The organism is Sulfuritalea sp. (assembly GCF_031426875.1).
Lineage (GTDB): Bacteria > Pseudomonadota > Gammaproteobacteria > Burkholderiales > Rhodocyclaceae > Sulfuritalea.
Genome location: NZ_JASJPC010000034.1, coordinates 1 through 21,739 on the forward strand (window position 1 = coordinate 1; position 21,739 = coordinate 21,739).

The window sequence follows — 21,739 nt, forward strand, 5'->3', positions numbered from 1 at the left end:
AGCGGGCTTGCTCGCGATAAGCCGTTGTCGCGAGCAAGCCCGCTCCTGCATCCATTGGTTTCAACATGTCTGCGTACTAGCCCGGTCTGCCGTCGGAACGCGGACGCCAGAAAGCCGGCGCATAGCGACCGGCCCATAGCGCGAAAGCCCCGAGCCAGAGCACCGACGATAACCACATCAGGACGTGCGCGCCGGGCAGTGCCGGCAGTTCGCTGGCGACGCGCAATATCGCCGCCCCCTGCATGATGCAGAAGGCAGCCCACATCGCCTGATCGGCCGCCACCGGCTGGCCGGAATGCCCCAGCGTTACCCGCGAAGCCATGCCGAGCAGCATCGAGGCAAAGAAGCCCAGAGTCAGCGCATGCAGTGGAGCCTGTCCGAGCAGGCCTGGCAACGTGGTCCACAGCAGGCTCTGCAACGCAAACAAGGCAAATGCCGGGGCCACCCAAGCGAAGGCGACATGCAGGACAGCCAGCATGCGGTTATCGATTGCCGCACGGTTCCACCAAAGCCAGCTCAAGCGACCAGCGGCAAGCATCGCCGGCAGGTCAGCCAGCCAAAGCCATTGCGGACGATCGAACATGGCCAGGGCGCCGTGCGCCACGCTGGCGCCCAGCAGGACGCGCAGCGCCCACGCCGGGCGGTGCAGTACATAAGGTCGCACCATTGCACTGGTGAAGAAAGGCAGCATGCGGTGCGCCACGGTGAGGAAAACCGGCAACAGGAATCCCCAGACAACCAGCGAAATCGCCAGACGCGCCCAAACGATCGCACCACCTGCGGCGAACACCAGAAAAGCTGCCAGCCCAGCCGCGCCAAGCCAGGCGGCGAGCGCAACATAGAAAATGTGTTCACGCTCAGTCGTCCGGACGCGGGCGATCCGCGTCAGCGTCAAGGCCACTGCGACCCAGCCGCCCAGCGCCGACGCCAACCCTACGACCAGCAATCCCGGCAGCATCAAGGCCGCCCAGACCACTAGCCAGCCGCCGGCCAGCAGCAGGAAGGCCGGAACGAAATCCCGCTGCGGCAAATCACCGCCGCCCTGCCAGCGTGGTCCGGCAGTCAGGATGAAACCGAATATGAACAAGGGAAACACGCCGCAGGCGGTCAACATCGCATGCAGTAGATAGGCGGGGAAAAGGGCCAGCAAGGGCCACGCCGGGGCCGGCCAGAGTCCGGCATAATGCGCACCGACATCCAGAGACCAGAACGCCATTACAGCCAACGCCTGCACCGTTCCCGAGAGGAACATCACGCGGTGCGGTGCGGTGATGAATACCGACCAGCGCATCATGATCGTCGACACCGGGGCGATGCGTGGTATGGTTCTATTGATAAACGACGAGTATTCCTTTGCACGAAACCATGCACGAAACTAAGCTCGACATCCCCCAGATACTTTCCCGCCTGCCGCTGTTCCAGGAACTTGTCCCGGAGCAGATCGCCGCGCTCGAAACAGCGTGTCGCGAGCGACGACTTGCCAAAGGTGAAATGCTGTTCCAGAAAGGCGACCCGGCAAAGGGATTTTTTGTGGTCGTGTTCGGCCAGATCAAGCTGGCCTTTCCTTCGTCGCAAGGCAACGAAAAGGTAATGCAGATTTTGGGGCCGCGCCAGAGCTTTGGCGAAGCGATCATGTTCCTTAATCGGCCCTGCCCGGTATTTGCCGAGGGACTGGTGGACAGCTTGCTGCTCCATATCGCCAGCGGTCCGGTATTCGAACTCCTGGAAAACGACCCGCTGTTCGCCCGCCGCATGCTGGCGGGACTCTCGATGCGACTGCATTCGCTGGTGCAGGACGTCGAAACCTATTCCCTGCGTTCCTCCGCGCAACGCGTGGTCGGCTATCTGTTGCAGCAGTGTCCGCAGAGTGAATCCGGCAAGAGTTCCTTCGACATTTCGCTGCCGACCTCGAAACAAGTGATTGCCTCGCGGCTGAATCTGACTCCGGAAACTCTTTCGCGAATTTTTCACGATCTCTCAAGCAACGGTTTGATCAACGTCAGCGGCAAGCAAATCACCATCAACGACGTAAAGCGACTTCGCGAATTTGATCTCTGAAGCTCCGGTAGCGCCTGGCTGCTCCGACCAGATTCCAGCCCAACCAGGCGCATGAGGCCGCGAAGGCTATGCCGGCCAACCGGGCCAAGCCGGGTTGCCAGACCGCGACCAGCAGCAATAGTACTGCGAGCACATGCAAGCGCAACTGGCCGGTCATGGCCTCGGCCGGAATCATTTTCTTCATGTTGGGCACTGCGTTCAAAGGGGCGCCCAGCCGCTGCAGGTGCAGCCAGTTGAGAAAAGGCGCGATCTTGTACATCATGCCGGTGATGGCGGAAACGAACACTCCGGCGAAAGCCAGCACTCCCAGCCAAACAGCGGCGCGCGGATCGTTACCGAATTCCGGGTAGGACAGAAACACCACGCCGGATACGGCGAACGCCAGTAGCGCCAGCATTGCCACACGAAAGTACATCGACGTCGCATCGTGGACTTTCCTGCGGCGTGTGTACTGCAGCCACAAGGTCATGCCGGCATAGACGGACAGGATGGTCAGCAGGGGTAGTGCGATCGCCAGCGTCCACCACGCTTCATCAAGCAACAGCCGCGACGACCAGGCGATTACCAAGAGCAGCAGGACAGGCCCAAACCAATGGGTGAACCACAGCGGATAGGGCCGCGTCAGTTGGAACATCGGCACCACATGGTAGGACACACCCGCCAGCAACATCAGCGCCCAAGCACCGAGGCCCCATGCCAGATGCACATTCGTCAGATCGATGATAGGCAGTGCGAGGCCATGCGCCAGCACCTCCGCCAGCAGCGAACCGAGCAACACGGTAACCGCCAGCGCGCCGATCGCCATGCGCATCGACCATAAAGTCATGCCGGTTGCGGGTGTCCGCCACAGTGCCAGCGCGACCACCACAACGAAGCCCCCCAGTGACAGCAGGAACAGGGGAACCGCGAAAGATAGAAACACCGGACGGCTGAACAGCAAACCTGCGACCAACAGGAGCGTGGCCAACAGCAGCATCGGTTGCACGGTATTGGCGACCAGTTTCGGGCGCCAGACATTGCCGCCGACGGCAACCGGAATGAACTGGAACAGCGCCCCACACATCGCCTGGAGCATGAAGCCGACGCCGACCAGATGCGTCAGCGCCAAGGCCTCCGGCGTCCACCGCGAGACCAGGGCTGCGCCGTCCGACAGCGCCAGCAGAAGGCCGGCCATTACGCCGAAGCACGGCGCCGCTATGAAGAAGCGGTAGGGCACCGATATGGGAGGTGCCTGATCGAAAGAAAGGCTGGCGTGCATCCGATCAGCGGCGCTCAGCCCGGAGCTTTGCGAATCCGGATCTCGCGCGTTCCGTCGGTCTGAACTTCCTCGCTCCAGGCGTAGCCGCTGTTTCTCAGAATGTTGAACAGCGGATGAGGCTGGCAATACAGGAGAAGCAGCACATCGTCGCCCTCGGCGAGCTTGTCCAGAGCCTCCAGAGTGCGCTCCATCGGCTCCGGAGGCTGCAGTTCGCGGCCATCGATTACCGTAGTCATGACGCGTTCAGACGCTCCACCAGCGAAGCACCGACGTCGGACGTACCCAGGGCGTTGTCGCACATCGGATACAGGATGTTTTCCTCCTTCATGTTGTGCTGCTGCATAAGAATCAGCAGCGTCTCGGCAGCTCCGCCAAAGGCATCGCCGTCGCGGGAAGCTACGGTGTCCTGCATCTGCGCCAGAAGATCGCGCATCTGGCGATGTTCGCCGCGCATGACTTCGGTCGGGCCCGATGTCATTCCGGTCGCTTCCTCAAAGGCGGGGAACAAAAGCTCCTCCTCGCTGGTGAAGTGCGTTTCGAGCTGGTCGCGCAGAAGCTTGAAGGCCTGCTCGCCAGCCGCCCAATCGCCATTCGCGCAGGCATCCTCCGCGTCAGCAAATATCTTGTCGCAATGTTTGTGATGCTGGAAGAGCGGGTCAGTAATCGACATGGTGGCAAACTCCGAATGAACTGAGACAGATTCTGGGTGTTGCCCTAGCGTGAGACATTGACCGCAATCAAGAGCACATTCAGGATTTCAATACCATGAGAAAAGTTCGGGATACTCGGTCTACCAGGCTCCGCATCTGAATACCTCGTGCATAGGGCCCGGTTCAAGGCTCGATTACATAGGTCCCTGGTGCGTCTGCCAGTGCCGGGAACTTCTGTGCCGCGACAGCCGGAGCCGTCACCAGGCGGCCCGACTGTGGCTTCAGCCAGGCCATCCAGTCCTCCCACCAACTGCCATGATGGCGCTCCGCCCGCTCGTACCAGTCGTCCGGCGTATCGTGCCTTTCAACCGCACCCACCCGGTAATCGCGCTTTGGCGGATTCACCACCGGATTCACGATCCCGAGGATATGGCCCGAACTCGACAGCACATAGCGGCGCGAACCGGCAACGAAGTTGTTGATGCGGAAGGTCTGCCGCCATGGAGCGATGTGATCATCCTCGGCCGATACGGCATAGAGCGGCTGCGAGATCCGCCCGAGATCGATGTTCTCGCCCGCCAGGTGCAACGCATCCTTCTTGATCAACAGGTTCTCCAGATAGAAGTTGCGCAAATACCAACTGTGCATCGCCGCCGGCATGCGGGTCGCATCCATGTTCCAGAACAGCACATCGAAAGGCGGCGGCGCTTCACCGAACAGGTAGCCGCGCACCACGTAATGCCAGACCAGGCTGTTCGACCGCAACAGACGAAACGCGGATGCCATTTCCTTGCCGTCGAGATAACCCTTTTCCGCCATGGACTTTTCCAGCCACTTGATGCTGCTCTCGTCGAGAAACACCTCGATGTCGCCCGGCTTGTGGTAATCCACCAGCGTGGTCAGCAGCGTGGCGGTGGCCACCGGCACGTCCTGCTCCTCGTAACGCGCGTTGGCCCAGGCCAACCAACTCGCCAACGCAGCACCACCTATGCAGTAGCCGACGGCATGCACCTTGGCCGCGCCGGAAATGCCGCGCGCCGTGTCGATGATCTGCCCTATGCCGTCCAGCAGGTAGTCATCGAACGTCACATCGCGCATGTCTGCCGTCGGATTTTTCCAGCTGGTGATATAAACGTCGAATCCCTGGTCGACCAAGAACTTCACCATGCTCTTCCTGGGATTGAGGTCGAGAACATAGTATTTGTTTATCCATGGCGTAACGATGACGACAGGTGTTTCGAAGACCTTGTCCTGTGTCGGCGTGTAGTGCAGAACCTCGAGCAGACGATTGCGGAACACGACCTTGCCAGGCGTGGTTGCCAAATCCTTGCCGACCACGAAATCCGTCGGCCGCGCCATCTGTACGTCACCAGCCTGAAAGTCCGTCAGAAAATTGTTGAATCCCTTCAACAGACTTTCGCCGCGCGTCTCCATGGCCTTTTGCATCGCCGCCGGGTTGGTCACCAAAAAATTCGTGGGTGCCGCGGCGTTGAGCCACTTGCGCCACCAGAACGCCGCTCTGCGGCGGTCGCCGCTGGACAGGCCCGGCGTGTCATAGAGCATGTCCTGCACCTGGCGGGTGATCATCAGGTACCACTCCTTGACAATATCCCAGCTTGCCGAGTTGCTCCAGATCGGATCGGCGAAGCGTGTATCGTCGGGATTCGGCGATACGACGTCCTTGCTCGGCATGCCCAGTGCCCGGTGCCAGGAATGCGTCTGCAGCTCCCACAATTTGCTTGCGAAGCCTGCCAACGCCTCGGACATTTCCTGTGGGTGGGACAACCATGCAAGTTGTGCGTGTATCAGGGGAGTGGCGATCCCGATCGGGTCGATCTTGGCCTCGACCGCCTCATTGACCGCCCGCCACGCGGCCTGGGGAGTTGCCGGTGTTTTGGACTGCTTCGTCGTGCTCATGACCATTCCTTCCACTTCACAAGGGCCGCGCAAGCTCCCGCAGCCGCCTTATTGGTATTCTGCCCGATGCCGGGCGCGTATAGTTCAGGTTGCTATTGATCTTGATCAACGCTGCCCTTCTTTAGTACGCTACGATGGTTTAATTACTGAGGATCACATTCCATGTTCAAGCACATACTCGTTCCATCCGACGGATCGCAGTTGTCATCCGACACAGCGAAACGTGCGATCGCCTTTGCCAAGGAGACCGGGGCGAAGGTTACCTTTTTCTTCGCCAAGCCCGATTACCCGGTGGCCTTCTATGGTGAAGGTGCCCTGATCGACCCCACCACGCCGGACAAGTTCGCGGAAATGGCGGAACAACAGGCCAAGGAGATTCTGGCCGGCCACGAGGCAGCCGCCAAAGCGGAAGGTGTTGGCTGCGCTTCGATCAGTTCCGTCAGCGACATTCCTTATGAGGCGATCATCGCCGCGGCCGAGGACGCAGGTGCCGACCTGATTTTCATGGCATCGCACGGACGACGCGGCATCAGCGGACTCCTGCTCGGCTCGGAAACGCAGAAGGTATTGACGCACTCGAAGATCCCGGTGTTGGTCTATCGTTGACGGTTAGCCAGCAACACGAAAATCATGCTGAACTCGGCTCTGGCGATCATCCGCGACGAGCACCGGTCGCTGGCAGCCGTCGTGCATGGACTGCGATACCTGATCCGCGAAATGCGCGAGCGGCAGGCGGTGCCTGACTTCAGGCTGCTGTGGGCAATGATTTTTTATCTTGAAGAGTTTCCCGAGAAGCTGCACCACCCCAAGGAGAATGCCTACCTGTTTGCCAGGCTGCGCGAGCGCACCCATGAGGCAGACGAGGTGATTGCGCATCTGGAACAACAGCACTCCGATGGCGCTGGACACATTCGCGGTCTGGAACTCGCCCTGGGCCATTTCGAGGCCGAATCTCCCGACGGACTGGAGAAGTTTTCGGCAGCAGTGGAAACATTTGCCGATGAGATTGTCAGGCACATGGCTGTTGAGGAAAACACACTGATTCCTCTGGCCAAAAAACATCTCACAACGGAGGACTGGGTGGAAATCGGCGCGGCATTCAGTGAAAACGGCGACCCGCGCTTCGATGCCGACGTCGATCACGAGTGTCGCGATTTGTTCACCCGCATCGTCAATCTTGCTCCGGCCCCCATAGGCGTGGGCCCGGCGAGAAAGTAGGGTTGCGCATCAAGTTACTCTGCAGGTTTTGCGGGGACCTTATCTCATGACAAGCCTTCGGTACCGCCATGGGCGCCAATGCCTTTGTTGATCTCCCTGGCGCTGATCTGCAAGAGACAGGTCATCATACTGGACGCAGCACAAACCGCCCAGAAGCCGAAGAAGCCCATCGAATAAGTCGCAATTTTCGAGAACTCCACCGGTTGTCCAAAGAGATATAGCTCCTGGGGGTCGATTACGGTGAAGAAAATGCCCTCGGCGATTCCGGCGACGACAAACGAGGGCCATAGCACCCATAAGATCCTCAGCATTTTGCTCTCCTTCGGTTTGGGGAAACCGCCTACTTTGCGTTACGCGCGTCCTCCTCTGCTTTCTTCTTATAAAAACCAATCATGAAGAACGCCATAACTACGACGAAGCCTATCGTAAACAGACTGAGCAAGCCAATGTCACTACCGAGCAAGAGTTTCCAGGCTTCCATAATGCTGCCTCCCTGCAATGAAAAGAATTAGTGCCGAATGTCCGCCGGCGTTGCCGCTGTCGTGGAACTGCCGATTAGGGTTTCGCCGTTGGCGGGAAGAACCATGTTCCCCATCAGTCGCCAAATCTTGCGCTCGTCCTCAAGCAACACCAGCCAATGCCCGGCGGCCGGCAGGCGCACTTCGCCGGAATAAACCTCGCCATCACGCACCAGCACGCGCGACTGATCCAGACCGGCTCGGGTCGGATGCGAAATTGTCACCACTAGGGTCGGTGGCAGAACAAAGTCCTTATCGCTCGCCCGGAGCCGCACCGACAAAGTATCGGCGGTGACGCGGACACCGGCGACCAGGCCGATCTTGGAGGCCTGGTCGCTGCGCGCGATGGTCTGATTGGCGGCAAGGCCCTTCCTGTAATAGTCATCGGTAACCAGTCCATCGTTGCTCTTGACGGCAAGCCATGCCGTGTAAATCCCGGCAACGACAACGATAAACGGCCCCGCAGCCAGGATCCATGGCCAGGGTTCGCGGTACCAGGGGCGTACGACGGCGGTATGCATGTTCTTTTCCCTCATGGTTGCAGGAAGCTGGCCTTTTCATGCACCGCCACCTTCTCGTCGGCCAGTGACTTGACGTCGAAGAAGATCTGGTTCGAGCCCTTCCTGCCGGACTCAGGCGGCACCCGTACCTGTACGGTGAGCGTTCTGGCCGCGGCGGCCGGGACTTCCACGATGCGATCGCCAACCAAGTCAATACCGGCCAGCCCGGTTACGCTGATAGCATAGCGGTGCGGGGCTTCGGAAACATTGATCACGTGCAATCGATAGATATTCTCGACCAGACCGCCCTCCACCTCGCGCGCCAGCGTTGCGCGGTCGCGAATGACGTCCACGCGCAGGCTCGCCTTGTTCGCGATGCCCCAGACAAAGGCCACGCAGATTGCGCCGAGAATCGCCGAATAAATCATCACCCGTGGCCGCACCACGTGACCGAGGATCTCTTTCCAGCCCCAATGCGCCTCGATCGCATGTTCGGTGGAATAGCGGATCAGGCCTTTCGGGTAATCCATTTTTTCCATTACCTGATCGCAGGCATCGATGCACGCCGCACAGCCGATGCATTCGTATTGAAGGCCGTCGCGGATGTCGATGCCCGTGGGACAGACCTGCACGCAGATGCCGCAATCGACGCACTCGCCCTTGGCGATCGACCGCGGATCAAGCCCTTTCCTGCGTGCGCCCCGTGGCTCGCCACGTTCGGTATCGTAGGTAATGGTCAGCGTGTCGGGATCGAACATGACGCCCTGAAAACGAGCATAGGGGCACATGTGCTTGCAGACCTGTTCGCGCATATGGCCGGCAAACAAGTAGGTGAAAGCGCCATAGAAAAACATCCAGAACGTTTCCCATGGGCCCAGCGAAAAACTCCATACCGAGTCCCAGAGGGATTTGATCGGGGTGAAGTAACCGACGAAGGTAAAGCCGGTCCACAATGCCAGGAACGCCCAGGAACCGTACTTGGCGCTGCGCAGCCACAGCTTGCGTGCGCTCATGGGTGCGGCATCGAGCTTGATTCGTGCGTTACGCTCGCCCTCGATCTTCTGTTCGATCCAGGTGAATATTTCCGTGTACACGGTCTGCGGACAGGCATAGCCGCACCACAGGCGCCCGCCGACGGCGGTGAACAAAAACAGGGAATAGGCTGAAATGATCAGCAGGACGGAAAGAAAAATTACATCCTGCGGCCAGAAAACCATGCCAAAAATGTAGAACTTGCGCTCGACCAGATTGAACAATACAGCCTGCCGGCCATTCCAGGGCAGCCAGCACAAGCCGTAGTACACCAACTGGGTAATCCAGACCAAAGCCCAGCGCCAGGAGGCGAAGGTTCCGCTGACCGCGCGCGGGTGTACCTTCTTATGAACTTCGTAGAGGCTTTCCTCGACGAAGTTGGGCTTGCCATCCGGCAACTGTTTGGTGGTGATCGAGACCATGATTATCGTATTACGATATTCTGATGAACATTAGCGAAAATTCCCCGGCACCGATCAACTCGGCACCGGGGATTTTAGCTAAATCTACTTCTTTTCCGCTGGCATCGCTTCGGCAGGAGCGGCCGGCGCAGGAGCCGGCGCCGCACCCTTGACGCCACCGCCAAGTCCATAGACATAGGCGGTCAGCAGATGCACCTTGGCATCCCCGAGAAATTCGCCGAAGGAGGGCATGCGATTGGTGCGGCCCTTGGTGATCGTCTCGGTGATGGTTTCCTCGGAACTGCCGTAGAGCCAGACCTTGTCCGCCAGGTTCGGTGCCACGCCGACCATGCCCTTGCCATCGGGGCCATGGCAGGCGGAGCAAGCGGGAGCAAACAGTTCCTTGCCACGCTGGGCGCGAATCGAGTCGGAAGCCAGCCCGGACAGGGAGCGCACATAACTGGCAAGGTCCTTGATCTGGTCACCGTTCAGATCCGGCTTGACGCCCTTGGCCGGCATCATGGCGTCGCGCCCCTTGGTGATCGACTCCTTGATCTGCTCCGGCGTGCCGCCAAACAGCCAGTCGCCATCGGCCAGATTGGGAAAGCCGCGAGCGCCCTTGGCATCCGAACCGTGACACTGCGAACAGTAGGTCAGGAACAGGCGCTGGCCCATTTCCTTTGCCTCGCTGTTGACCGCGACGGCCTGGACATCCTGACTCTGGAACTTCTTGAAGATCGGCCCATACTGATCGTCGGCCTTCTTCATTTCTCCGTCATACTGACCGGCGGAAGACCATTTGAACTGGCCCTGATAGTTGCCGAGACCCGGATACATCGCCAGATAGAACAGCGAGAAGAAGATGGTGATGTAGAACAGCCAGCGCCACCAACTGGGCAGCGGGTTGCTGAACTCCTGCAAATCCTCGTCCCAGACGTGACCGGTTGTCGCACCTTCCACGTGCGTGGCGGTACTTTGCATCCAGAGGAAGACGCCACAACCGATGACGCTGACGAGCACGATGCTCACTACATAGATATTCCAGAAGCCGCTGACAAAATCACTCATGATGATTTCCTTTCCTGATTCTCCGGAACCTGTGGCACGAACGGGCTGTCGTCGTCGAGCGGCAGCATTGCCGCCTCGTCGTACGTCTTCTTGCGCCTATCCGAGTATGCCCACCACACGATGCCGATAAAGGCGATGAACGCCAGCACCGTGAAGAGGGACCGCAGGTCGTTGATGTCCATTTGCTTACCTTGTTTGCTTGAGCGCGGTGCCCATGCCCTGCAGGTAAGCGATCAATGCGTCGAGTTCGGTCACGCCCTCGATGGCCTTTTTCGCGCCGGCGATTTCGGCGTCGGTATAGGGCACTCCGACGACGCGCAACGCCTTCATCTTGGCCTCGATGGCATCGTCCTTGAGCGGACGATCCAGCCAGTAGTAGGCCGGCATGTTCGACTCGGGCACGACATCACGCGGGTTCAACAGATGAGTGCGATGCCACTGGTCCGAATAACGCCCGCCGACTCGTGCCAGATCCGGACCGGTGCGCTTGGAGCCCCACTGGAACGGATGGTCGTAGACGAACTCACCTGCCACCGAGTAGTGGCCGTAACGCTCCGTCTCGGCGCGGAACGGACGGATCATCTGCGAGTGGCAGTTGTAGCAGCCTTCGCGAATGTAGATGTCGCGTCCCGATAGGCGCACGGGGCTGTAGGGCGTGACCAGTTTGTTGGTCGGCGTGGTAGTGGATGTCTGGAAGAACAGCGGGACGATTTCGAGCAGGCCACCCACACTCACCGTGAGAATGGTAAGGACGATCAGCAGCCCTACGTTCCGTTCAATCTTGTCATGCGTCAACATGATTTATAGCTCCTTAATCTGTGCAATCAGGCTTAGTGGGCCGCTGCGGGTGCGAGTACCGGCGCATTTACCGCCTTGCCACCAGCCATGGTCAGGAACATGTTGTAGGCCATGATCAGCATGCCGGAGAGGAACAGCAGGCCGCCCAGCAGACGTATGGTCCAGAAGGGGTAGGTCGCCTTGACCGACTCGACGAAGGAGTAGGTCAGCGTGCCATCCACGTTCGTTGCACGCCACATCAGGCCCTGCATCACGCCGGCGATCCACATCGAGGCGATGTAGAGCACGACGCCGATGGTGGCAACCCAGAAGTGCACCTCGATCAGCTTCTTCGAGGCCATCTCGGGCTTGCCGAACAGGCGCGGCAACAGGTAGTAGATCGAGCCGATGGAAATCATCGCCACCCAGCCCAGCGCGCCGGAATGCACATGGCCCACGGTCCAGTCGGTGTAGTGCGACAGTGCATTGACCGTTTTGATCGACATCATCGGACCTTCGAAGGTCGACATGCCGTAGAAGGACAGCGAGGTGATCATGAACTTCAGGATCGGATCGTCGCGCAGCTTGTGCCAGGCGCCCGACAGAGTCATGATGCCGTTGATCATGCCGCCCCAGGAAGGTGCCAGCAGGATCAGCGAAAAGATCATGCCGACGCTCTGAGTCCAGTCGGGCAGGGCCGTGTAATGCAGGTGGTGAGGACCCGCCCACATGTAGGTGAAGATCAGCGCCCAGAAGTGCACCACCGACAGACGGTAGGAATACACCGGCCGCCCGGCCTGCTTCGGCACGAAGTAGTACATCATGCCGAGGAAGCCTGCGGTAAGGAAGAAGCCCACCGCGTTGTGGCCGTACCACCACTGCACCATCGCATCCTGTACCCCTGCGTAGGCGGAGTAGGACTTGAACAGCGTCACCGGAATCGCGGCGCTATTCACCAGATGCAGTACCGCAACCGTCAGTATGAATCCGCCGAAGAACCAGTTCGCGACGTAGATGTGCGAGACCGTGCGCTTCGCGATGGTGCCGAAGAACACTACGGCGTAGGACACCCAGACCAAGGTGATCAGGATGTCGATCGGCCATTCGAGTTCCGCATATTCCTTGCCGGAGGTTATGCCCAACGGCAGGGAAACGGCGGCAAGCACGATGATCAGTTGCCATCCCCAGAACGTAAATGCCGCCAGCCCCGGCGCAAACAGCGGGGCATGGCTGGTTCGCTGCACCGCGAAATACGACGTGGCAAACAGCGCGCAGCCGCCAAAAGCAAAAATCACGGCATTGGTGTGCAACGGGCGCAAGCGGCCGTAGCTCAACCACTCGTGCACATTCAACTCCGGCCAGACCAATTGGGCCGCAATGATGACGCCGACCAGCATGCCGACGATGCCCCAGATTACGGTCATCACAGCGAACTGGCGCACGACTTTGTAGTTGTAAGTCGCTTGCGATTGCATGATGGATTCACCTCACATTAACAAAAAGAAATCAGTCACGATGCTGCATTTGATGCGGTGCAGTATCCGTATTTTTCGGCAGATTACACGCGAAATATTAGAGTAGTTTGATACAGGTCAAAATATATCCGACTTAAACAAAAATAACAATAATATCAAGATGGTTTATAGGCATATGGGCGCACTCAACGTCGCCAAAAGCTGCGCCGCCCGCCGCACCGCCGTGGGCAGAAACCACGCGGCGCATCGACCAAGGGAAGCCGCAAAGACGGCAGCCCGGCCCGGCAGGTATAGCGGTCGCCTCACCAGAACTTCCAGGACCATTTCTTCTGCATCGTCTGTTCCACTTGATGCGACCAGTCGGGCGACATGCCTTTTTCGAGGAAGAATCCGGCATAGCGGCGGTCGCTACCGGCGATATGCTTAGTCAGCCAGACCTTGAGAAAATGCAGCAGTTCGAAGGTGATGGTGGCTTGCCCCGCAGCCAGCTTCTGTTGCAAAGCCACGACCTGCGCGACCAGCGCTTCGTGCTCGGCTTTGTGCTGCTCGAATTCCGGGTAGTGAAGAATACGCATCAGGCTTTCTTCGACAATGAAATGTACCCGCGTGTATTCAGCCAGCTGATTCAGAATTTCGCTGCACGCAGTAGATCCATGATGCGAAACCACCGCATCGTGCAGGCGGTTGAGCAGATTGACCAGTTCCTTGTGCTGCTCGTCGATCTCCTGGATGCCGACGCTGAGGTCATCCGACCACGTAAATAGGGTTTCCATGACTAGCTCCTAATCTAAAGATATCAAGATACTGTTATCTTTTTATAGCATATCAATAGACGTCGCCCGGTTTACTGACGGGCGTCAACCTCATGGTCTAGGAAGGCGCCGAAGAAGGTGACGCAGGTCAACCTTAGTGCTTAAGCAATACGCCATAACAACCGCGCCACGATCCCGGCAGGACCAGTGGCGGAGCCCTATGCGGCGACCGCCACGTGGGCCAGTGCGCCAAGCCGCTTGATATCCTTCAGGCAAACCTGCCGGCGATCGGCGGTGATGAGTCCGTCCTCCTGGAATCGACCGAGGATTCGACAGACCGTCTCTTCGGCTATGCCAAGATAATTGCCGATATCCAGGCGGGACATGCTCAAACGGAATTCCGTGCCGGAGTAGTTGCGGCTGGCAAAGCGCCTGGAAAGACCGACCAGATACTCCGCGAGGCGCTCTTCGGCGCTGCGTTTGCCGAGCAGCAGCATCAACTCCTCGTCGTGCCGAATCTGCCCGCTCATGATTCTCAGCATCTGGTAATGGATCGAGGGTATTTGCTGGGCGATTTCGTCCAGGCGACTTATTTCGACCTTGCAGACGGATATGGTTTCCAGCGCTTTGGCCTCTGAACTGTACTGTCGCGAAGCCAGCGCACTTAGACCCAGCAGCTCGCCGGCGATATGAAAACCGGTAATCTGCACCCGGCCGTCGTCGGTGCTGACATAGGTCTTCACCGAACCGCTGCGAATCGCGTACAGATAATCGAATCGCTCTCCCGGCCGAAACAGCACCTGACCGCGTTTATATACTTCCTTGCGCTTGACGATGCTGTCCAGCAGCGACAAGTCGGTCTGGTTGAGGCCCAAGGGCAGGCAGAGCTGATAGATCCCGCAATTGTTGCAAGTGATCGGCTCGCAAGCCGGTTGTGTAGAAGCGCAAGCTGCAGAAGCCCTCGGGCTGGACATGGTCACTCCCCGCCCGACAGACGGGCGACCGCGGTCTGCGGCATCGCAAAGGCGGCGTCGGGCAGCTCGGTCAGCCTGTATTTCCCGCTTTTTACGGCCATCGCGAGCATTTCCAGCGTCTGCTGGTGCAGCAGTTCGACAATCCTGGTCTTGATCGGCTTCCATTGTTCATGCATGGGGCAGGCGGTTTCGTCGCTGCATATTTTAAGTCCGATGACGCAGTTCTCGGTCAATCCCGGGCCTTCGACCAGAGTGAGGATTTGCATCAGGTCGGTGTTCTCACAGCCGTCGCGCAAGCAGAATCCGCCCTGCCGACCACGGAAGGAATGCAGCAGGGTTCCCCGGCTCAGATTCTGCATAATCTTCGCCAGATATGCCGACGGCACATTGAGATGTTGCGCCACCGTGCGATTGAGGACGGGAACCCCCCGCGGCTGGGTCGCGATATAGATCAGCGCCTGGATGGCGTACTGGCTGGTGCGGGATAGGATCATGAGACAGAATATGCCATAAGATTAGTCTGGAATTGATCGCCCCATGCTTCCCGGCGCGGCACAAGTTTGGAGTATAGCCGCAGACTTTGCCGCCCTCGGCGGGATCGCCGGGGTGAAAAAAAAGGGTGCGCAGCGCGCACCCCCAACCCCAACAGAGAGCCTTTGGGCAACAGCGCGAAGCCGTCACCATAAAACCCACGCCGAGTATGGTTACTTGTGAACACCCGCACCTTGATCTGAGTCAACGGTTTGCTCTTTTGCGCTGGGGCTGCCGTGTTTTTCTTCCCCGTTGGCCTTGTCGTCGTCCATCAGGATGCGGTAGCCGGGCCCTTCGAGATCCTCGAACTGACCGCTCTTCAACGACCACCAGAACACCGCGGCAATCACGAAGACCAGCACCAGGGAAAGCGGAATCAGCAGATACAGGATGTCCATTCGAGTCATTGCTCCCGCTGCAAACGCAAGGCATTGAGCACCACCAGCAGCGAACTGGCCGACATGCCGATGCCGGCCATCCAGGGTGTCACCCAGCCGGCCATGGCCAGCGGGATTGCCAGGAAATTGTAGGCGAAGGCCCACACCAGGTTCTGTTTGACGATGCGCAAGCTGCGCCGCGCCAGCGCCAGCCCGTGCGGCAGCGCCTGGAGGTCATTGCCGAGCAGCACGATATCGGCGTTGGCCCGCGCCAGGTCGGCGCCGCCGCCCATCGCAATCGACACCTGCGCCTGCGCCAGCACGGGGGCGTCATTGACTCCATCGCCGACCATGGCGACCGTCTCGCCGCCATCCTGCAGCGCCTTGAGGGCCGCATGCTTGTCCTCCGGCGAGAGCCCACCGCGGGCATCCGCGATGCCCAGCAAGGCCCCGATGCGCGCGGCGGCGGCAGGCGCATCGCCGCTGAAGATGGACAGCCGGATGCCCGCCGCGGAGAGCTTTGCCACCATGGCGGACGCCTCGGGGCGCAGACCGTCGCTGAGGCGGAAAAAGGCCTGCCAACCCGATGCATTGCCCAGCGCGATCACCGTATCGCCAGCGCCAACTATGGCTTGAACCGCGGCCGGCACCTCGCGGCCATGCAGGCCGGCGACGAACTCAGGGTTTCCCAGTCGCCACGAGTCGCCCGCGATCATGCCCTCGACCCCGGCGCCGGTGGTCGCGCGCAGTCCATCGACCTCGATGACCGCTGCCGTTCCCGCAGCTGCCGTCCCCGCAGCGGCCGCGCCCGCCGCCAGCGCCTTCGCGATGGGATGCTCGGAGCCGCGTTCGAGCGCGACCGCCAGCGCCAGCGCGTGCCCGGCATCCCCTTGCATCGGGATCGCTTCGACCAGTGCCATGCGCCCCACGGTCAGGGTGCCGGTCTTGTCGAAAATGAAGCGATCGACCCGCGCCAGCGCCTCGATCGCGTGGCCGCGCGTCACCAGCACGCCGCGCGCGGCCAGCGCGCCGGTCGCCACGGTCAGCGCCGCCGGCGTCGCCAGGGACAATGCGCAGGGGCAACTCACCACCAGCACGGCGACGAAAATCCACAAGGCGCGCGAAGCATCGATCCACCACCAGGCCAGCGCGGTCGCCACCGCCAGCAGCAGCAGGGCGACGATGAAGCGCCCGGCGACGCGGTCGGCCATTTCCACCAGGCGCGGCTTTTCCGCCGCGGCGCGTTCCATCAGGCGCTGGATGGCCGCCACGCGCGTTGCCTCGCCGACACGCTCGACGCGCATCACCAGAGGGCTGGCGGTATTCACGCTGCCGCCGATCAGCGCGTCGCCGGCCCGCTTGGGCACCGGCAGACTCTCGCCGGTCAGCAGGGATTCATCCGCCGCGCTCTCCCCGTCGAGCACAATACCGTCGGCCGGGACTGTCTCGCCGGGCTTGATCTGCACTGCATCGCCCGCATGCAGTGCGGCCACGGCGACGCGTTCGCCCGCGATATCGGCGGTGGACAGCGGCCACCCGGGCAAACGGGTGGCGAAGGCCGGAATCGCGCGGGCCAGGGTCTCGACGCTGCGCGCGGCTTTCTGTCGCGCCATCATTTCCAGATAGCGGCCGGTAAGCAGGAAGAAGACGAACATGGTGACCGAATCGAAATACACCTCGCCCGCCGCGATCAGCGTGGCCCACACGCTGGCCGCGAAGGCCGCGCCGACGCCCAGCGCCACCGGCACGTCCATGCCGACCCGGCGCAGCTTCAGATCGCGCCAGGCGCTCATGAAGAAAGGCGCGGCCGAATAAAGGATCACCGGCAGCGTCAGGATCAGGCTGGCCCAGCGCATCAGTTGCTCGATGTCCGGCGTCATGTCGCCGTCAGTTCCCACCTTCGCCAAGTACACCGGCACGGCATACATCATCACCTGCATCATGCCGAAGCCGGCGACGAACAGCCGCCACAGCGCCGCCTTGCGTTCCTTCTGCGCCAATTCCTCGGCGCGCCCGATGTCGTAGGGATGGGCGCGGTAACCGATCGCGGCAACCGCTTCGAGGATGGCCGAAAGCTTGGTGACGCGCTCGTCCCAGCGCACCCGCGCCCGGCGCGTGGTGTAGTTGATGTCGATCGCGGTCACGCCGGGCTGGCGGCGCACATGCGACTCATTGAGCCAGACGCAGGCGGCGCAGGTGATGCCTTCGAGGATCAGCGCGGCTTCCTGCTCGTGTTCGCCCGCGACGCCCTCGGCCCGGCGCACGAAGTTCTTCTGCACATCGGGATGATCGAACAGGCCGAACTCGGCCAGCACCTGCGGCAGCGCCTCGCGCGGACTTTCCGGCATGGCGTCGCGATGCCGGTAGTAATCGGCCAGGCCGTTATCGACGATCGCCTGCGCCACCGCCTGGCAGCCGGCGCAGCACATGTCGCGCCGCTGGCCGTCGATGTCGACCGAGTAGTCGGCATCCGACGGGATCGGCAAGCCGCAGTGGTAACAGGCTTCGGCAGCGGCCATGTTCAGGCCGGAACAGTCACAGCGTCAGGGCTCGTAATGAAATCGTCGCGCAGTGGATTTCACTTCGGCGCCATGCGGATGGCGCCGTCGAGGCGTATCACCTCGCCGTTGAGCATCTCGTTCTCGACGATGTGGCGCACCAGCGCCGCATATTCGGCCGGCTTGCCCAGGCGCGGCGGGAAGGGAACCATCTTGCCCAGGGCATCCTGGATTTCCTGCGGCATGCCCAGCAACATCGGGGTTTCGAAAATGCCCGGCGCGATGGTCATGACGCGGATGCCGAAGCGCGCCAGCTCGCGCGCGATGGGCAGCGTCATGCCGACCACGCCGCCTTTCGACGCGGCATAGGCAGCCTGGCCGATCTGGCCGTCGTAGGCGGCGACCGAGGCCGTGCTGACGATCACGCCGCGCTCGCCGGCGGCATTCGGCTGGCCCTTGCCCATGGCTTCGGCAGCCAGGCGGATCATGTTGAAGCTGCCGACCAGATTGACCGTCACGGTCCTGGCGAACACATCGAGCGAATGCGGTCCGTTGCGGCCCAATACCTTTTCGGCCGGCGCGATGCCGGCGCAATTGACCAGGCCATGCAGGCCGCCGAACGCCGCCACAGCCGCCGCGACGCAGGCCTGGGCGCTCGCCTCGTCGGCGACATTGGTGGTGACGAAGCGCGCGTTGTCGCCCAATTCAGCGGCCAGGGCATTGCCCGCCGCCTCGTTCAGATCGGCCAGCACCACCTTGGCGCCGGCTTCCACCAGCATCCGCCCGGTACCGGCACCGAGGCCCGAGGCCCCGCCGGTGATGATGAATACACTGTCCCTGATCTGCATGAGCGCCCCTTGTCCGCCTGGATACCGTCTCCGGCGACCCTGCCGGGGACATAATGAAACAAGGCCTGCCGACCGAAATGGAGGCAGGCCCTGAAATTTGGTGCTGTTGGCCGGAATCGAACTGGCGACCTACTGATTACGAATCAGTTGCTCTACCAACTGAGCTACAACAGCGTCCTGAGAGGCCGCGAATTATACCTGCTGCTCCCCGCGCATGGCAACGCGCTTGCGCCCGCAGCGCGGAGGATTGCCTTGCGCCATTTTGCGCGCACTTGCTAGACTGGCCGGATGATCAAGTCGATATTCCTCCCACGACGAGACGGCGCGGGCTTTACCTTGATCGAGCTGGTCACGGTGATGCTCATCATCGGCATCATGGCCTTCGTGGTGCTGCCGCGTTTCGACCTGCTGCGGGGCTATGACGAGATCGGCTATCGCGACAAGGTGAAATCGACGCTCGAATACGCCAGAAAGTCGGCGGTGGCGCAGCGCCGAAACGTGCGCGTGACCCTCGCCGCAAACAACCTGACGCTGACCATCGACAACGACATTCCCGAGGGCGCAGGCGCCGGCGGCTTCCCGCGCAACCTGGCGCTGCCCGCTGCTGACAGCGCCTGCGGCGGCGCGACGAATCAGGTCTGCGCTCCCGCCAACGTCACGCTTGTTGGCAACGCCGTGCTGAGCTTCACCCCGCTCGGCGCGCCGTCGGCCGCGGGGCTCTACACCGTGACCGGCGACTCGCCCTATACCATCACGGTCGAAGCGGAGACCGGCTATGTACATTAGCCGCCGCCAGCGCGGCCTGACGCTGATCGAGCTGATCGTCTTCGTCGTCATCGTCAGCGTCGCGCTGGTCGGCGTCATGACCGTGCTCAATATCACCGCCCGCTCCAGCGCCGACCCGATGGTACGCAAGCAGATGCTGACCGTTGCCGAGGCGATTCTTGAAGAAGTCCAGTTGCAGCCATTCACCTTCTGCGCACCCGAGGATGTCAATGCCGCCACCGCAAACAACGCAACGACGGGAGCAGGGGGCTGCGCGACGACTGTCCAGGGCCTGGGAGCCGGTGGCGCGGCACGAATCGCCAACACCGACAACGTGGGCGATTACGCCAGCGTCACCCTCAATCCGGTCAACTCTGTGGATGGCACCTTTTCGCTGGCCGATTACACAGCCGCCATTTCCGTCACACCGGAAAATCTTGGCCCCGCGGCCTCCCAGATCAGTTCGTCGGCCTGTGCCTCCGCGACCGATTGCACCACGCTGAACGTTCTCCGCATCACGGTAACGGTCAGTCACATCGGAGCAGACAACATTACGGTCGACGGCTACCGCACCCGTCATTCGCCCAACGCCCTGCCATGACGCGCCGCCCCGCATCCACAGGCTTCACCCTGATCGAAGCCGTCATCGCCATCGTGATCACCGGCGTCCTGGCCGGCATGGTGGCCGTGTTCATCACCAAGCCGGTGGAAGGCTATGTCGATGCCGTGCGTCGTGCCGAACTGACCGATGCCGCGGATGTCGCACTGCGCCGGATGACGCGCGACATCCGACTGGCCCTGCCCAACAGCCTGCGCGTCACCAACGCGGGCGGCGTGAATTACATCGAATTCATCATGACCAGTGTCGGCGGGCGCTACCGCGATCCGGCGGACGGCTCGACCGGCGGCGACTTCCTGAGCTTCACCAGCAGCGCCGATCTGAGCTTCGACGTGCTCGGCGCCATGCCCGCCAACCCGGCCATCGCGGTCAATGATTACCTCGTGGTCTATAACCTCGGTCCCGGCTACGAGCCGGGCAATGCCTACCAGCGCGACGCAGCGCATTGCGACGTGACCCCGGCCAATCCCGGCTGCAATATCGCCAAGATAAGCGGAATTGCCGGCAACGCCATCACCCTCGACGCCAACCCCTTCGCTTTCCAGGCGCCACCGCTGCCCTCGCCGAGCGCGCGCTTCCAGGTGGTGCCGGGCGGCGTCCGCGCGGTCAGCTTCGCCTGCCCGGCGGCGGCTAGCGGCAACTTGACGCGCCATTGGAACTACGGCTTCAATGCCGTCCAGGCCACGCCGCCGGCGGGCGGCAGCTCAGCGACGCTGGCCGGCGGCGCCAGTTGCGTGGTCGAATACACCGCCAACGCCACCGGCCGCAGCGGCCTGCTGTTCGTGCAACTCACCCTGAGCGCCGGCGGCGAGAGCGTCACGCTGTTCCAGCAGATTCACGTGGATAACGCGCCATGAGATCGCGCGCCGAACGCATCCGCGGCTTCGCCATCGTCTCGGCCATATTCATCCTGGTCGTGCTGGCAGCGCTGGGCGCCTTCATCGTCAATATTTCCACCAGCCAGCAGATCGGTTCGGCGCTCGACGTGCAGGGCGTGCGCGCCTATCAGGCGGCGCGGGCGGGACTCGAATGGGGTCTGTACCAGGTGCAGGCCACCGCGGCCTACAACTTCAGCTACGGCCCCGGACCCGGCCCCGTCGGTACGGCCAATCCCAACACCCGCGCCTGCCCGACATCGCCGACTTCCTTCGTCCCGACGGCGGTGACGCTGGCCGATTTCACGGTCACCGTCGACTGCGAAAAGGCAGAGGACACCATTAACGGTGGTCCGACCATCTACAGCATCACCGCCACCGCCTGCAACCAGCCGCTTGGCGGATGGACACCGGCCACCACGGCCTGCCCCAACACCGTCAACCCCGGCCCGCTCTACGTCGAGCGCCGCGTTTCGGTTACCTTCTGACCATGAACCCGCCGATTGATCGCCGTGTCGCCAGCACCAACTTTCCCGGTCCCGAACCTGACCGGGCCGGGGATCACAGCACCAACTCACGGCCTTCGCCGTTCGGGAAAACATGGTCTGCCCTCGCACACGCCTGCGGC

The 21,739-nt window shown here is 61.2% G+C and carries 26 protein-coding genes and 1 tRNA gene; 7 read left to right on the plus strand and 20 right to left on the minus strand.

The window, feature by feature from the left end:
• Positions 1-76: 76 nt before the first annotated feature.
• A complete protein-coding gene (locus tag RMO95_RS15500) occupies positions 77-1,294 on the minus strand; it encodes an NnrS family protein (protein WP_310451550.1) in 1,218 nt (405 codons plus the stop codon).
• Positions 1,295-1,365: 71 nt separating this feature from the next.
• Here RMO95_RS15500 and RMO95_RS15505 point away from each other — a divergent pair, with 71 nt between their 5' ends.
• Entirely contained in the window at positions 1,366-2,058 is a 693-nt protein-coding gene (locus RMO95_RS15505) for a Crp/Fnr family transcriptional regulator (RefSeq protein ID WP_310451551.1), read from the plus strand.
• Here RMO95_RS15505 and RMO95_RS15510 read toward each other — a convergent pair.
• From RMO95_RS15510 to RMO95_RS15525, 4 genes are all read right to left on the minus strand, one after another.
• Complete coding sequence (locus RMO95_RS15510) at positions 2,021-3,316, minus strand: hypothetical protein (RefSeq protein WP_310451552.1); 1,296 nt, start codon at positions 3,314-3,316, stop codon at positions 2,021-2,023. The two genes, RMO95_RS15505 and RMO95_RS15510, sit on opposite strands and share 38 nt — an antisense overlap.
• 14 nt (positions 3,317-3,330) lie before the next feature.
• Positions 3,331-3,552, minus strand: coding sequence for a DUF2249 domain-containing protein (locus RMO95_RS15515; protein ID WP_310451553.1), 222 nt, complete (start codon positions 3,550-3,552; stop codon positions 3,331-3,333).
• On the minus strand, positions 3,549-3,986 hold the full coding sequence (locus tag RMO95_RS15520; protein WP_310451554.1) for a hemerythrin domain-containing protein: 438 nt from the start codon (positions 3,984-3,986) through the stop codon (positions 3,549-3,551). The genes RMO95_RS15515 and RMO95_RS15520 overlap by 4 nt, the downstream gene beginning before the upstream one ends.
• A 163-nt stretch (positions 3,987-4,149) precedes the next feature.
• Positions 4,150-5,883 (minus strand): PHA/PHB synthase family protein, encoded by a 1,734-nt coding sequence (locus RMO95_RS15525; RefSeq protein WP_310451555.1) that lies wholly within the window; start codon positions 5,881-5,883, stop codon positions 4,150-4,152.
• 162 nt (positions 5,884-6,045) lie between these two features.
• On the opposite strand from RMO95_RS15525, the gene RMO95_RS15530 reads away from it, so the two are divergent.
• Both RMO95_RS15530 and RMO95_RS15535 read left to right on the plus strand, forming a co-directional pair.
• Complete coding sequence (locus RMO95_RS15530) at positions 6,046-6,489, plus strand: universal stress protein (protein WP_310451556.1); 444 nt, start codon at positions 6,046-6,048, stop codon at positions 6,487-6,489.
• A gap of 24 nt (positions 6,490-6,513) precedes the next feature.
• A complete protein-coding gene (locus RMO95_RS15535; RefSeq protein ID WP_310451557.1) occupies positions 6,514-7,101 on the plus strand; it encodes a hemerythrin domain-containing protein in 588 nt (195 codons plus the stop codon).
• A 44-nt stretch (positions 7,102-7,145) separates the two neighbouring features.
• Here the strand turns inward: RMO95_RS15535 and RMO95_RS15540 are convergent, their stop codons facing one another.
• The 15 genes from RMO95_RS15540 to RMO95_RS15610 all read right to left on the minus strand — a co-directional run bounded on the left by RMO95_RS15540 (position 7,146) and on the right by RMO95_RS15610 (position 19,026).
• Positions 7,146-7,412: a hypothetical protein gene (locus tag RMO95_RS15540; RefSeq protein WP_310451558.1), complete on the minus strand. Its 267-nt coding sequence runs from the start codon at positions 7,410-7,412 to the stop codon at positions 7,146-7,148.
• Positions 7,413-7,441: 29 nt separating this feature from the next.
• Positions 7,442-7,582: a DUF3149 domain-containing protein gene (locus RMO95_RS15545; RefSeq protein ID WP_310451559.1), complete on the minus strand. Its 141-nt coding sequence runs from the start codon at positions 7,580-7,582 to the stop codon at positions 7,442-7,444.
• A 27-nt stretch (positions 7,583-7,609) separates the two neighbouring features.
• On the minus strand, positions 7,610-8,140 hold the full coding sequence (locus tag RMO95_RS15550) for a FixH family protein (RefSeq protein WP_310451560.1): 531 nt from the start codon (positions 8,138-8,140) through the stop codon (positions 7,610-7,612).
• Between the two features lie 11 nt (positions 8,141-8,151).
• Positions 8,152-9,573 (minus strand): cytochrome c oxidase accessory protein CcoG, encoded by a 1,422-nt coding sequence (ccoG, locus tag RMO95_RS15555; RefSeq protein WP_310451561.1) that lies wholly within the window; start codon positions 9,571-9,573, stop codon positions 8,152-8,154.
• A gap of 84 nt (positions 9,574-9,657) precedes the next feature.
• Entirely contained in the window at positions 9,658-10,620 is a 963-nt protein-coding gene (gene ccoP / locus RMO95_RS15560; RefSeq protein WP_310451562.1) for a cytochrome-c oxidase, cbb3-type subunit III, read from the minus strand.
• Positions 10,617-10,802: a cbb3-type cytochrome c oxidase subunit 3 gene (locus RMO95_RS15565; protein ID WP_310451563.1), complete on the minus strand. Its 186-nt coding sequence runs from the start codon at positions 10,800-10,802 to the stop codon at positions 10,617-10,619. The genes ccoP and RMO95_RS15565 overlap by 4 nt, the downstream gene beginning before the upstream one ends.
• Before the next feature lie 4 nt (positions 10,803-10,806).
• Complete coding sequence (gene ccoO, locus RMO95_RS15570; protein WP_409574968.1) at positions 10,807-11,415, minus strand: cytochrome-c oxidase, cbb3-type subunit II; 609 nt, start codon at positions 11,413-11,415, stop codon at positions 10,807-10,809.
• 35 nt (positions 11,416-11,450) lie between these two features.
• The gene (gene ccoN / locus RMO95_RS15575; protein ID WP_310451565.1) at positions 11,451-12,872 is read right to left on the minus strand and encodes a cytochrome-c oxidase, cbb3-type subunit I; all 1,422 of its coding nucleotides are present in this window, start codon (positions 12,870-12,872) and stop codon (positions 11,451-11,453) included.
• A gap of 302 nt (positions 12,873-13,174) precedes the next feature.
• A complete protein-coding gene (locus tag RMO95_RS15580; RefSeq protein ID WP_310451566.1) occupies positions 13,175-13,645 on the minus strand; it encodes a bacteriohemerythrin in 471 nt (156 codons plus the stop codon).
• A gap of 197 nt (positions 13,646-13,842) precedes the next feature.
• Positions 13,843-14,598, minus strand: coding sequence for a fumarate/nitrate reduction transcriptional regulator Fnr (fnr, locus tag RMO95_RS15585; RefSeq protein ID WP_310451656.1), 756 nt, complete (start codon positions 14,596-14,598; stop codon positions 13,843-13,845).
• A gap of 2 nt (positions 14,599-14,600) precedes the next feature.
• Positions 14,601-15,092, minus strand: a complete 492-nt coding sequence (locus RMO95_RS15590) for an Rrf2 family transcriptional regulator (protein WP_310451567.1) — start codon at positions 15,090-15,092, stop codon at positions 14,601-14,603.
• A gap of 210 nt (positions 15,093-15,302) precedes the next feature.
• Entirely contained in the window at positions 15,303-15,527 is a 225-nt protein-coding gene (gene ccoS, locus RMO95_RS15595) for a cbb3-type cytochrome oxidase assembly protein CcoS (RefSeq protein WP_310451568.1), read from the minus strand.
• A 5-nt stretch (positions 15,528-15,532) separates the two neighbouring features.
• Entirely contained in the window at positions 15,533-18,025 is a 2,493-nt protein-coding gene (locus RMO95_RS15600) for a heavy metal translocating P-type ATPase (RefSeq protein ID WP_310451569.1), read from the minus strand.
• Positions 18,026-18,084: 59 nt separating this feature from the next.
• Positions 18,085-18,852, minus strand: coding sequence for a 3-hydroxyacyl-CoA dehydrogenase (locus RMO95_RS15605; protein ID WP_310451570.1), 768 nt, complete (start codon positions 18,850-18,852; stop codon positions 18,085-18,087).
• 98 nt (positions 18,853-18,950) lie between these two features.
• Positions 18,951-19,026: transfer RNA gene (locus RMO95_RS15610), tRNA-Thr, on the minus strand.
• A gap of 114 nt (positions 19,027-19,140) precedes the next feature.
• On the opposite strand from RMO95_RS15610, the gene RMO95_RS15615 reads away from it, so the two are divergent.
• From RMO95_RS15615 to RMO95_RS15630, 4 genes are read left to right on the plus strand one after another with little or no spacing between them, the layout of a single operon-like run.
• Positions 19,141-19,638 (plus strand): GspH/FimT family pseudopilin, encoded by a 498-nt coding sequence (locus tag RMO95_RS15615; RefSeq protein ID WP_310451571.1) that lies wholly within the window; start codon positions 19,141-19,143, stop codon positions 19,636-19,638.
• On the plus strand, positions 19,628-20,218 hold the full coding sequence (locus RMO95_RS15620; RefSeq protein WP_310451572.1) for a prepilin-type N-terminal cleavage/methylation domain-containing protein: 591 nt from the start codon (positions 19,628-19,630) through the stop codon (positions 20,216-20,218). Before RMO95_RS15615 ends, RMO95_RS15620 begins: the two co-directional genes overlap by 11 nt.
• Positions 20,215-21,093, plus strand: coding sequence for a type II secretion system protein (locus tag RMO95_RS15625; RefSeq protein ID WP_310451573.1), 879 nt, complete (start codon positions 20,215-20,217; stop codon positions 21,091-21,093). Before RMO95_RS15620 ends, RMO95_RS15625 begins: the two co-directional genes overlap by 4 nt.
• Positions 21,090-21,599, plus strand: coding sequence for a pilus assembly PilX N-terminal domain-containing protein (locus RMO95_RS15630; protein ID WP_310451574.1), 510 nt, complete (start codon positions 21,090-21,092; stop codon positions 21,597-21,599). The genes RMO95_RS15625 and RMO95_RS15630 overlap by 4 nt, the downstream gene beginning before the upstream one ends.
• Positions 21,600-21,739: the final 140 nt, after the last annotated feature.

Excerpts from the sequence above, each read along its gene's own strand:
- RMO95_RS15505 (WP_310451551.1), top strand. The coding sequence starts at position 1,366 with ATGCACGAAACTAAGCTCGACATCCCCCAGATACTTTCCCGCCTGCCG.
- RMO95_RS15605 (WP_310451570.1), bottom strand. The coding sequence starts at position 18,852 with ATGCAGATCAGGGACAGTGTATTCATCATCACCGGCGGGGCCTCGGGC.
- RMO95_RS15615 (WP_310451571.1), top strand. The coding sequence starts at position 19,141 with ATGATCAAGTCGATATTCCTCCCACGACGAGACGGCGCGGGCTTTACC.
- ccoN (WP_310451565.1), bottom strand. The coding sequence starts at position 12,872 with ATGCAATCGCAAGCGACTTACAACTACAAAGTCGTGCGCCAGTTCGCT.
- RMO95_RS15630 (WP_310451574.1), top strand. The coding sequence starts at position 21,090 with ATGAGATCGCGCGCCGAACGCATCCGCGGCTTCGCCATCGTCTCGGCC.
- RMO95_RS15625 (WP_310451573.1), top strand. The coding sequence starts at position 20,215 with ATGACGCGCCGCCCCGCATCCACAGGCTTCACCCTGATCGAAGCCGTC.
- RMO95_RS15535 (WP_310451557.1), top strand. The coding sequence starts at position 6,514 with ATGCTGAACTCGGCTCTGGCGATCATCCGCGACGAGCACCGGTCGCTG.
- RMO95_RS15525 (WP_310451555.1), bottom strand. The coding sequence starts at position 5,883 with ATGAGCACGACGAAGCAGTCCAAAACACCGGCAACTCCCCAGGCCGCG.
- RMO95_RS15580 (WP_310451566.1), bottom strand. The coding sequence starts at position 13,645 with ATGGAAACCCTATTTACGTGGTCGGATGACCTCAGCGTCGGCATCCAG.
- ccoS (WP_310451568.1), bottom strand. The coding sequence starts at position 15,527 with ATGGACATCCTGTATCTGCTGATTCCGCTTTCCCTGGTGCTGGTCTTC.
- RMO95_RS15545 (WP_310451559.1), bottom strand. The coding sequence starts at position 7,582 with ATGGAAGCCTGGAAACTCTTGCTCGGTAGTGACATTGGCTTGCTCAGT.
- RMO95_RS15565 (WP_310451563.1), bottom strand. The coding sequence starts at position 10,802 with ATGGACATCAACGACCTGCGGTCCCTCTTCACGGTGCTGGCGTTCATC.
- RMO95_RS15500 (WP_310451550.1), bottom strand. The coding sequence starts at position 1,294 with ATGATGCGCTGGTCGGTATTCATCACCGCACCGCACCGCGTGATGTTC.
- RMO95_RS15510 (WP_310451552.1), bottom strand. The coding sequence starts at position 3,316 with ATGCACGCCAGCCTTTCTTTCGATCAGGCACCTCCCATATCGGTGCCC.
- RMO95_RS15600 (WP_310451569.1), bottom strand. The coding sequence starts at position 18,025 with ATGGCCGCTGCCGAAGCCTGTTACCACTGCGGCTTGCCGATCCCGTCG.
- RMO95_RS15520 (WP_310451554.1), bottom strand. The coding sequence starts at position 3,986 with ATGTCGATTACTGACCCGCTCTTCCAGCATCACAAACATTGCGACAAG.
- fnr (WP_310451656.1), bottom strand. The coding sequence starts at position 14,598 with ATGTCCAGCCCGAGGGCTTCTGCAGCTTGCGCTTCTACACAACCGGCT.
- RMO95_RS15515 (WP_310451553.1), bottom strand. The coding sequence starts at position 3,552 with ATGACTACGGTAATCGATGGCCGCGAACTGCAGCCTCCGGAGCCGATG.
- RMO95_RS15620 (WP_310451572.1), top strand. The coding sequence starts at position 19,628 with ATGTACATTAGCCGCCGCCAGCGCGGCCTGACGCTGATCGAGCTGATC.
- ccoG (WP_310451561.1), bottom strand. The coding sequence starts at position 9,573 with ATGGTCTCGATCACCACCAAACAGTTGCCGGATGGCAAGCCCAACTTC.
- RMO95_RS15530 (WP_310451556.1), top strand. The coding sequence starts at position 6,046 with ATGTTCAAGCACATACTCGTTCCATCCGACGGATCGCAGTTGTCATCC.
- RMO95_RS15540 (WP_310451558.1), bottom strand. The coding sequence starts at position 7,412 with ATGCTGAGGATCTTATGGGTGCTATGGCCCTCGTTTGTCGTCGCCGGA.
- RMO95_RS15590 (WP_310451567.1), bottom strand. The coding sequence starts at position 15,092 with ATGATCCTATCCCGCACCAGCCAGTACGCCATCCAGGCGCTGATCTAT.
- RMO95_RS15550 (WP_310451560.1), bottom strand. The coding sequence starts at position 8,140 with ATGCATACCGCCGTCGTACGCCCCTGGTACCGCGAACCCTGGCCATGG.
- ccoP (WP_310451562.1), bottom strand. The coding sequence starts at position 10,620 with ATGAGTGATTTTGTCAGCGGCTTCTGGAATATCTATGTAGTGAGCATC.